Annotated in this window: 11 protein-coding genes; 1 reads left to right on the top strand and 10 read right to left on the bottom strand. The window is 48.0% G+C overall.

Annotated features, from left to right (window positions below; genetic code table 11):
• Positions 1-1,483, top strand: a 1,483-nt coding sequence (locus MXE39_RS04755; RefSeq protein ID WP_247073819.1) for a transposase, incomplete at its 5' end; no start/stop codon positions are given.
• A 325-nt stretch (positions 1,484-1,808) separates the two neighbouring features.
• On the opposite strand, the gene MXE39_RS04750 is transcribed toward MXE39_RS04755, so the two are convergent.
• The 10 genes from MXE39_RS04750 to MXE39_RS04705 form a co-directional block, all read right to left on the bottom strand.
• Complete coding sequence (locus MXE39_RS04750) at positions 1,809-2,102, bottom strand: hypothetical protein (protein ID WP_247073817.1); 294 nt, start codon at positions 2,100-2,102, stop codon at positions 1,809-1,811.
• A 70-nt stretch (positions 2,103-2,172) separates the two neighbouring features.
• Complete coding sequence (locus MXE39_RS04745) at positions 2,173-2,475, bottom strand: DUF262 domain-containing protein (protein ID WP_246979078.1); 303 nt, start codon at positions 2,473-2,475, stop codon at positions 2,173-2,175.
• Between the two features lie 284 nt (positions 2,476-2,759).
• Positions 2,760-3,092: a type II toxin-antitoxin system toxin endoribonuclease PemK-mt gene (pemK-mt, locus tag MXE39_RS04740; RefSeq protein ID WP_000439434.1), complete on the bottom strand. Its 333-nt coding sequence runs from the start codon at positions 3,090-3,092 to the stop codon at positions 2,760-2,762.
• Position 3,093: 1 nt separating this feature from the next.
• Positions 3,094-3,351: a type II toxin-antitoxin system antitoxin PemI gene (gene pemI, locus MXE39_RS04735; protein WP_000557619.1), complete on the bottom strand. Its 258-nt coding sequence runs from the start codon at positions 3,349-3,351 to the stop codon at positions 3,094-3,096.
• Positions 3,352-3,700: 349 nt separating this feature from the next.
• Positions 3,701-4,561: a broad-spectrum class A beta-lactamase TEM-1 gene (locus MXE39_RS04730; protein ID WP_000027057.1), complete on the bottom strand. Its 861-nt coding sequence runs from the start codon at positions 4,559-4,561 to the stop codon at positions 3,701-3,703.
• A 182-nt stretch (positions 4,562-4,743) separates the two neighbouring features.
• Positions 4,744-5,301, bottom strand: a complete 558-nt coding sequence (locus MXE39_RS04725) for a recombinase family protein (RefSeq protein WP_001235713.1) — start codon at positions 5,299-5,301, stop codon at positions 4,744-4,746.
• Between the two features lie 304 nt (positions 5,302-5,605).
• On the bottom strand, positions 5,606-6,310 hold the full coding sequence (locus MXE39_RS04720; RefSeq protein ID WP_001067858.1) for an IS6-like element IS26 family transposase: 705 nt from the start codon (positions 6,308-6,310) through the stop codon (positions 5,606-5,608).
• Positions 6,311-6,626: 316 nt separating this feature from the next.
• Positions 6,627-7,442 (bottom strand): aminoglycoside O-phosphotransferase APH(3')-Ia, encoded by an 816-nt coding sequence (locus MXE39_RS04715; RefSeq protein WP_000018326.1) that lies wholly within the window; start codon positions 7,440-7,442, stop codon positions 6,627-6,629.
• Between the two features lie 514 nt (positions 7,443-7,956).
• Positions 7,957-9,609: a chaperonin GroEL gene (groL, locus tag MXE39_RS04710; protein WP_246977537.1), complete on the bottom strand. Its 1,653-nt coding sequence runs from the start codon at positions 9,607-9,609 to the stop codon at positions 7,957-7,959.
• Positions 9,610-9,637: 28 nt separating this feature from the next.
• The gene (locus MXE39_RS04705) at positions 9,638-9,928 is read right to left on the bottom strand and encodes a co-chaperone GroES (protein ID WP_246977538.1); all 291 of its coding nucleotides are present in this window, start codon (positions 9,926-9,928) and stop codon (positions 9,638-9,640) included.
• Positions 9,929-10,000 lie beyond the last annotated feature (72 nt).

Genomic DNA, 10,000 nt, shown 5'->3' with positions numbered 1-10,000 from the left:
ACTGGAGAAAGGCTTCGTGCCTAAAACCTACAGGACCTCGATATGGCATACGGCTGGTGCGTGGATGCTGGCGGCCATCTTATGCACCCTTGTACGAAACTGCTCAAAAGAGCAGCTGTATTTTTACTACAGGCTTCTGTGTGAGTTTGAGGGTGTTGTAGCAGTATCCAGCAGGACCATGATCCGGGCTATGGAGCAGGAGGAAGCAGTTTCAGCTGCGATAAGAAGCCTCTCTCTTGAGTTGTCTGCAGAGCTCAGCAAGGAAATTTACGACAAAGAGCTGAATACGCTGGGACGCCAGCTTCTCGAAGCTGTTCGCAAAATTGACCCTGCCATTACTCGTATTATTGCTGGCGATGGCAGCGAGCGCCCCCTCGCACGAGAAGAAAACGAGGGAGAGACCAGGGGCTCTGCCATGGCTGGCCGTAAAACCCATGCAATCATGGATTTAGCGCTTGGAGTTGTGGTTCATTACATGATCGGCAGCTCTCTTTCCAATGAAAGAGAAGCCCTTATTTCGATGATTGTCAATGATAAATTTGCACCTGGGACCCTGTATCTGCTCGACGCTGGCTATCTGTCAAGGGAACTTATTAACTGCATCATAAGACGCAATGCCTACTACATTATCAAGGCACGTAAGTCCATTAACGCTTCAGTTGTCCGGGCAGTTGAGTATGACAGCCACAGAGACATAAATGGCATTTACCAGATATCTGATGAAGGGCGGGAGGTTACATTTGATGGCCCTGTGAAGATCAAGGATCTTAGAGCAAAGGGACTGATATCTCCTCCTGTTACTGGTAAGGACGGTCGCCTGGTGGGCAAGTCATATGTCCTTACACGTGCTGACAGAACAAAGATCCTCATGGTCTTCAATCCCGAAAACAAGTCATACGACGAGATGGCAACTGAGTCAAGCTGGGTTTATTTTGAAACCAACTTGTCTGATGCATTCAATGTTCGCATCCTGTCAGTCCTATACAGACCAAGATGGCAGCTTGAAATCAAGTTCCTCTGCCTCAAGAGCCATGGCGGTATGGATTGTGGCAAGGATCTTAATCATCACTCAAGTGACTTGTTTGTAAGTGCCTCTATGATGGCTGACTGCCTTAAGATGTATATAGCACTGATCTCAAGCTATAGCTCAGAAGAGCTTGAAAGCCGCAAGGATGCTGTTCTCATGGGAAAACCTTCCAGGGTCAAGGTTGAGGTTTCAAGTGAGAAAGCCGCATCCAAACTTTCTCTGGATGCTCTTTTCTATATCCTCTGCAAGATGCCTGTAGGCAACCTTGTGTCACCTTCTGCACGCAGGCACGGTTCATATCGCTTTAGAAGCATAGCCGCTGCTGTGAATCCGGGCAGAGTATCATCACTTACGATGAAGCAGGGCAAGTCCTTTAGAAGCACTCTTGAAGCTGTAGAGAGCTACGCTAAGTCGCATGAAAGCGCCTGTACTGCAAAGGATAGCCTACAAGCATGACAAGATATCCCGGCCAGCTCCACTATAGGGGCAAGATTGAAAGCCAGATCAACGGCAGTTGAACAGTGGTCATTTGATAAGCACTGGCTGCCTGAACTGATGGGATACCTATGGTGTAACGCACCTCCATAGCCCCATCAAACGCGTTGGGGTTCGCACACCCCCGGCCATAACTGTACTGCTGCCTGTCGCACCATAACAGGGAGCAAACTGACCGTAGCTGAGGCTGCATTACAGGTTAATCCTGTAGACTTTTTGAACTCAAATTTTTTTTTAGTAGCTCAAAAGGTCCAAGGCCCCATGCCTAATACATAACATTGTCAGACTATATGGTCTCAACATCACAGCCAACCTTTCGACAGATACTGCCTGTGAGCTCAGAATCAAAACCCAAATACCCACATGTATAGGCTATACAGAGAGCAGCCTCCTTATCTTTGAAACCTGATGGGATTGCTGGCAGCTCACATTCATCGAGCTTCCCGGCATGATTAACCGTATAACGTACCGTCTGGTAAGGAACATTCAAAGCCCTGCTGATGTCACAAATCCTCTCCCCATTTCTGGAGCGAGCAATGATCTCGGTCTTTACCTCTTGAGTAATATAAATATTGGCCATATGAAAACCTACTTAAAAAAATAGCAGGCGGATTCTACCATGTATGTTACTCAAAACAATTTATTTTGTTTCAATATCCATTGTGACGCATAACGTATTTACCATTTAATGAAAATCGCTGCTCAATAAAACTCATTAAAGCTTCTAGTCTTTGCATTCCATCAAGGATTTCTCTTTTGTTGTCAATGGAAACAAACAATAGCAAAGGGATAGGGTATTGCTGAGTCATTGATGAAATCAGTGCTGTTTTCTCTTCGAGGGACCATACTAATTTTCTTTGGTATCTTCGATTTATAATTAATTTATCATCCAGATACCACTCGTATAATTCTTCTGCTGTCTTGGAGTCGATATCTAAGTTTTCATTAGCCATTAGATGTATCTCGAGTATTTAGTTAAGAAACTGATAGGTCAGTATTTGCATCAATGTTCATTGAATTTGTATCCGAAGTCAATCTGATGTAGGAACTTCAAAACTGCGCAAAACACGCAAATACGCACAAGAAAGTAGGGCTGCGCTTGGAATTCGGAAAATAAACCACATCAAAACTACTTTTTAGCCAAATAACGTTTGGGAATCACCAGAATGGTGGGACAACAGCGGTTTTAGTGCCCTAAATCGTACGTTTTCATCCAGTTGCCCCTCAAACCCCATGTTCAAGTCAGAATAGTGGACAGGCGGCCAAGAACTTCGTTCATGATAGTCTCCGGAACCCGTTCGAGTCGTTTTCCGCCCCGTGCTTTCATATCAATTGTCCGGGGTTGATCGCAACGTACAACACCTGTGGTACGTATGCCAACACCATCCAACGACACCGCAAAGCCGGCAGTGCGGGCAAAATTGCCTCCGCTGGTTACGGGCACAACAACAGGCAGGCGGGTCACGCGATTAAAGGCCGCCGGTGTGACAATCAGCACCGGCCGCGTTCCCTGCTGCTCATGACCTGCGGTAGGATCAAGCGAGACAAGCCAGATTTCCCCTCTTTCCATGTCAGATTTCCTCCTGACCAGTCGCCGGTGCATCCAGCCATTCTCGTTCTTCAGCTGATATTTCAGCATTCGGATCACACTGTGCCAGTAGCTCAGCCAGTGAATATTGCGGGCGTCTGTACGGCTCAACAATCAGCCGGCCATTATCAATGACCATGCCAACTTCATTATCTGTGCCCAGAGACAGCGCATTCAGCAGTGCCGGTGGGACGGTCAGCATAACTGAGCCGCCAACCCTCTTCAGTCGGGTGGTATGCATTCTTCACCTCCATAAAAGTTATATTTAAATATAACATCCACTAAAAAAACACACCAGGCTTTAACGCACAATGTTTAATAAAAATATAACTTTCAACCAAACAGTAAACCCAGCGTGGTTGCTTCCATATGCAGCAATACCGGCAGCAGCAGGCCACCACTTCTGATCCTGGCCACTGATGTAATCAACCCCACCAGGAACAGGGGTCTGACGCTCAGTGGAACGAAAACTCACGTTAAGGGATTTTGGTCATGAGATTATCAAAAAGGATCTTCACCTAGATCCTTTTAAATTAAAAATGAAGTTTTAAATCAATCTAAAGTATATATGAGTAAACTTGGTCTGACAGTTACCAATGCTTAATCAGTGAGGCACCTATCTCAGCGATCTGTCTATTTCGTTCATCCATAGTTGCCTGACTCCCCGTCGTGTAGATAACTACGATACGGGAGGGCTTACCATCTGGCCCCAGTGCTGCAATGATACCGCGAGACCCACGCTCACCGGCTCCAGATTTATCAGCAATAAACCAGCCAGCCGGAAGGGCCGAGCGCAGAAGTGGTCCTGCAACTTTATCCGCCTCCATCCAGTCTATTAATTGTTGCCGGGAAGCTAGAGTAAGTAGTTCGCCAGTTAATAGTTTGCGCAACGTTGTTGCCATTGCTGCAGGCATCGTGGTGTCACGCTCGTCGTTTGGTATGGCTTCATTCAGCTCCGGTTCCCAACGATCAAGGCGAGTTACATGATCCCCCATGTTGTGCAAAAAAGCGGTTAGCTCCTTCGGTCCTCCGATCGTTGTCAGAAGTAAGTTGGCAGCAGTGTTATCACTCATGGTTATGGCAGCACTGCATAATTCTCTTACTGTCATGCCATCCGTAAGATGCTTTTCTGTGACTGGTGAGTACTCAACCAAGTCATTCTGAGAATAGTGTATGCGGCGACCGAGTTGCTCTTGCCCGGCGTCAACACGGGATAATACCGCACCACATAGCAGAACTTTAAAAGTGCTCATCATTGGAAAACGTTCTTCGGGGCGAAAACTCTCAAGGATCTTACCGCTGTTGAGATCCAGTTCGATGTAACCCACTCGTGCACCCAACTGATCTTCAGCATCTTTTACTTTCACCAGCGTTTCTGGGTGAGCAAAAACAGGAAGGCAAAATGCCGCAAAAAAGGGAATAAGGGCGACACGAAAATGTTGAATACTCATACTCTTCCTTTTTCAATATTATTGAAGCATTTACCAGGGTTATTGTCTCATGAGCGGATACATATTTGAATGTATTTAGAAAAATAAACAAATAGGGGTTCCGCGCACATTTCCCCGAAAAGTGCCACCTGACGTCTAAGAAACCATTATTATCATGACATTAACCTATAAAAATAGGCGTATCACGAGGCCCTTTCGTCTTCAAGAATTTTATAAACCGTGGAGCGGGCAATACTGAGCTGATGAGCAATTTCCGTTGCACCAGTGCCCTTCTGATGAAGCGTCAGCACGACGTTCCTGTCCACGGTACGCCTGCGGCCAAATTTGATTCCTTTCAGCTTTGCTTCCTGTCGGCCCTCATTCGTGCGTTCTAGGATCCTCCGGCGTTCAGCCTGTGCCACAGCCGACAGGATGGTGACCACCATTTGCCCCATATCACCGTCGGTACTGATCCCGTCATCAATGAACCGGACTGCCACGCCCTGAGCGTCAAATTCCTTTATCAGTTGGATCATATCGGCAGTGTCGCGGCCAAGACGGTCGAGCTTCTTAACGAGAATGACATCACCTTCCTCCACCTTCATCCTCAGCAAATCCAGCCCTTCCCGGTCTGTTGAACTGCCGGATGCCTTATCGGTAAATATACGGTTTGCTTTCACACCTGCGTCTTTGAGTGCTCTGACCTGAAGATCAAGAGACTGCTGACTGGTTGAGACCCGAGCGTAACCAAAAAGTCGCATAAAAATGTACCTTAAATCGAATATCGGACAACTCATGTCTATTATTACAAATTTACGATTTAATAGACATATTAATGTAACAGTTTTACGATGTCCGATAATTTATAACATTTCGTACGGTTGGAAAAATGTTACTAAATGCCCGTCAGGCAGGGAGGCCGATATGCCCGTTGACTTTCTGACCACTGAGCAGACTGAAAGCTATGGCAGATTCACCGGTGAACCGGATGAGCTTCAGCTGGCACGATATTTGGCACTGTTGCAAAGTTAGCGATGAGGCAGCCTTTTGTCTTATTCAAAGGCCTTACATTTCAAAAACTCTGCTTACCAGGCGCATTTCGCCCAGGGGATCACCATAATAAAATGCTGAGGCCTGGCCTTTGCGTAGTGCACGCATCACCTCAATACCTTTGATGGTGGCGTAAGCCGTCTTCATGGATTTAAATCCCAGCGTGGCGTTGATTATCCGTTTCAGTTTGCCATGATCGCATTCAATCACGTTGTTCCGGTACTTAATCTGTCGGTGTTCAACGTCAGACGGGCACCGGCCTTCGCGTTTGAGCAGAGCAAGCGCGCGACCATAGGCGGGCGCTTTATCCGTGTTGATGAATCGTGGGATCTGCCACTTCTTCACGTTGTTGAGGATTTTACCCAGAAACCGGTATGCAGCTTTGCTGTTACGACGGGAGGAGAGATAAAAATCGACAGTGCGGCCCCGGCTGTCGACGGCCCGGTACAGATACGCCCAGCGGCCATTGACCTTCACGTAGGTTTCATCCATGTGCCACGGGCAAAGATCGGAAGGGTTACGCCAGTACCAGCGCAGCCGTTTTTCCATTTCAGGCGCATAACGCTGAACCCAGCGGTAAATCGTGGAGTGATCGACATTCACTCCGCGTTCAGCCAGCATCTCCTGCAGCTCACGGTAACTGATGCCGTATTTGCAGTACCAGCGTACGGCCCACAGAATGATGTCACGCTGAAAATGCCGGCCTTTGAATGGGTTCATGTGCAGCTCCATCAGCAAAAGGGGATGATAAGTTTATCACCACCGACTATTTGCAACAGTGCCCGCCACGGCAGTTTTCACCCTCGATGCCAACCACGTCAGGTGGCAAATTTTCGACATTAACCGCGACGATGCTAAATTTCAGGGAGAAGTGCGTGGGTGAGATAGCCGGTCGTCAGTCATAAAGGGCAGGGTAGTACCGTTGGCCCGGCGTTCGATAGTACCGTCCGGATACTGCCAGATATCGGCGTCCAGGGAGATGTCCTGAAGCGCGGTGTCCGGAATTTCAGGTTTGTGTCTCTACAAAGACTAACTATCAGAAAAACTCATCGAGCATCAAATGAAACTGCAATTTATTCATATCAGGATTATCAATACCATATTTTTGAAAAAGCCGTTTCTGTAATGAAGGAGAAAACTCACCGAGGCAGTTCCATAGGATGGCAAGATCCTGGTATCGGTCTGCGATTCCGACTCGTCCAACATCAATACAACCTATTAATTTCCCCTCGTCAAAAATAAGGTTATCAAGTGAGAAATCACCATGAGTGACGACTGAATCCGGTGAGAATGGCAAAAGCTTATGCATTTCTTTCCAGACTTGTTCAACAGGCCAGCCATTACGCTCGTCATCAAAATCACTAGCATCAACCAAACCGTTATTCATTCGTGATTGCGCCTGAGCGAGACGAAATACGCGATCGCTGTTAAAAGGACAATTACAAACAGGAATCGAATGCAACCGGCGCAGGAACACTGCCAGCGCATCAACAATATTTTCACCTGAATCAGGATATTCTTCTAATACCTGGAATGCTGTTTTCCCGGGGATCGCAGTGGTGAGTAACCATGCATCATCAGGAGTACGGATAAAATGCTTGATGGTCGGAAGAGGCATAAATGCCGTCAGCCAGTTTAGTCTGACCATCTCATCTGTAACATCATTGGCAACGCTACCTTTGCCATGTTTCAGAAACAACTCTGGCGCATTGGGCTTCCCATACAATCGATAGATTGTCGCACCTGATTGCCCGACATTATCGCGAGCCCATCTATACCCATATAAATCAGCATCCAGGTTGGAATTTAATCGCGGCCTCGAGCAAGACGTTTCCCGTTGAATATGGCTCATAACAGTATCCTTAGTGAGATCAGTTGACGATCATCACACTTTATAAAATCATTTATCTAACAGGATTGAATGACAATGCCTGTAATTATCCTGATCAGAAACGTCTTGCACCCTATCCTGTACATCCCCTCTGGAGCCCGCATTAAAAGGCGCTTTATATGAAATTATCAAGCCACTATAGATACACTGCATAGCTCAGCAATATAAACATAATGTAAATACATATTACATGATGCAAATATGTTTGTTTTCATTACTATGCGCTGGTTTGCTAATGTTCAGCATCATTCATGAATCGGGCTATATTCATTACTAAATATTTTGTAAATTGTTTATGCGGCATTTGTCAGGTTTATTTGACTGTGTCCCTGCTGGCATGTACTCGTAATTGTGTATCGTACGGTTAGCCGACAAACAAAAAGGCCAGGATCTGAGTATGTCTCAGAATCCTGGCCTTTTTCAGGTCAGAGCACAGGGCTCTGACCGGGACTCAAGGTGTTGAGCGTGGGGCAAATTACATCATGCCGCCCATGCCGCCCATACCACCCATGCCGCCCATGCCACCGGCCATTGGAGCGTCATCCTTCTTAGGGGTGTCGGCAATCATGCACTCGGTGGTGATCATTAAGCCGGCGATGGAGGCAGCGTACTGCAGAGCAGAACGGGTTACCTTGGCTGGGTCAAGAATACCCATCTCGATCATGTCGCCGTATACATCGGTAGCAGCGTTGTAGCCGTAGTTGCCGGAGCCGGTACGTACGTTGTTGGCAACAACAGATGGCTCTTCACCAGCGTTGGCAACGATCTGACGTAATGGGGCTTCCATGGCGCGCAGGGCAACCTTGATACCAACCTTCTGATCCTCGTTGTCACCGGCAACCTTGTCAGCAATGGCAGCAGCAACACGAACCAGAGCAACACCACCGCCAGGAACAACACCTTCCTCAACGGCAGCGCGGGTAGCGTGCATGGCGTCCTCAACGCGGGCCTTCTTCTCCTTCATCTCAACTTCGGTAGCAGCACCAACCTTGATAACGGCTACGCCGCCAGCGAGCTTGGCAACACGCTCCTGAAGCTTCTCACGATCGTACTCGGAGGAAGACTCAGCGATCTGCTTACGGATCTGCTCAACGCGGTCAGAGATGTCCTCAGCCTTGCCAGAACCGTCGATGATGGTGGTGTCATCCTTGGTGATAACAACGCGCTTGGCAACACCCAGGTCATTTAAGGTGGCCTTCTCGAGCTCCATGCCCAGATCGGCAGAGATTACGGTACCGCCGGTTAAGATAGCGATATCCTGTAACATGGCCTTACGACGGTCACCGAAGCCTGGGGACTTGACGGCGGCTACCTTAACGATACCGCGCATGTTGTTTACTACCAGGGTAGCCAGAGCCTCAGACTCTACGTCCTCAGCGATTAACAGCAGGGACTTGCCAGCCTTGGCAACACCCTCGAGGATTGGGAGGATGTCACGAATGTTGGAGATCTTCTTGTCACACAGCAGGATGTATGGGTTCTCCAGCTCAACAGTGCCGGTATCAGCCTTGTTGATGAAGTATGGGGAGAGGTAGCCACGGTCAAACTGCATGCCCTCTACGAGGTCTAACTGATCCTCAAGACCCTGACCATCTTCAACGGTGATAACGCCGTCACGGCCTACCTTCTCCATGGCCTCAGCAATCAGGTTGCCTACGGTGGTGTCGGAGTTGGCGGAGATGGTACCTACCTGAGCGATGGACTTGCTGTCCTTGCACTCGGTGGATAAGGTCTTTAACTCTTCAACAGCAGCAGTAACAGCCTTGTCGATACCGCGCTTTAAATCCATTGGATTCATACCGGCAGCAACGGCCTTTAAGCCCTCAGTAACGATAGCCTGAGCTAAAACGGTAGCAGTGGTGGTACCGTCACCGGCAGCGTCATTGGCCTTGGAAGCAACTTCCTTAACCATCTGAGCACCCATGTTCTGGAATTTGCCCTCGAGCTCAATCTCCTTGGCAACGGTAACACCGTCCTTGGTGATTAATGGAGCGCCATAGGCCTTGTCCAGAACTACGTTACGGCCCTTAGGACCGAGGGTAACCTTAACAGCGTTGGCCAGGGTGTTAACACCCTCTAACATCTGGGAACGAGCATCATTGCCAAAAAATACGTCTTTAGCAGCCATTTTCTTAAATCCTGTATGTAATCAAATCTTATTCGTTAACAATAGCTAAAATGTCGCTCTCGGAGAGGATGAATACCTCTTCACCGTCCAGGCGCTCTTTCTTGGTGCCGTAGCCTTCGTTGTAAACAACTACATCACCAACCTTAACGCTTAAAGGAGCGGTCTGGCCATTGTCCAGGATGCGGCCATTGCCAACGGCAAGTACCTTGCCACGAGTGGACTTCACAGCGGCGGAGCCTAATAAGATGCCGCCTTCGGACTTGGTCTCAACCTCGAAAGGCTTGACGATTACACGGTCGTATAAAGGAACTAACTTCATTTTTTTGCCTTCAATAATGCGCGTCCCATTCTGCTTTTGCAGAGTTACGCAAATCCAAACTTGTCTGCCGGC

This window comes from Anaerobiospirillum sp. NML120511 (assembly GCF_023050955.1).
Classification (GTDB): Bacteria; Pseudomonadota; Gammaproteobacteria; order Enterobacterales; family Succinivibrionaceae; genus Anaerobiospirillum.
The sequence above is the reverse complement of the archived record's forward strand: the minus strand, read 5'-3'. Positions and strand labels throughout refer to the sequence as shown.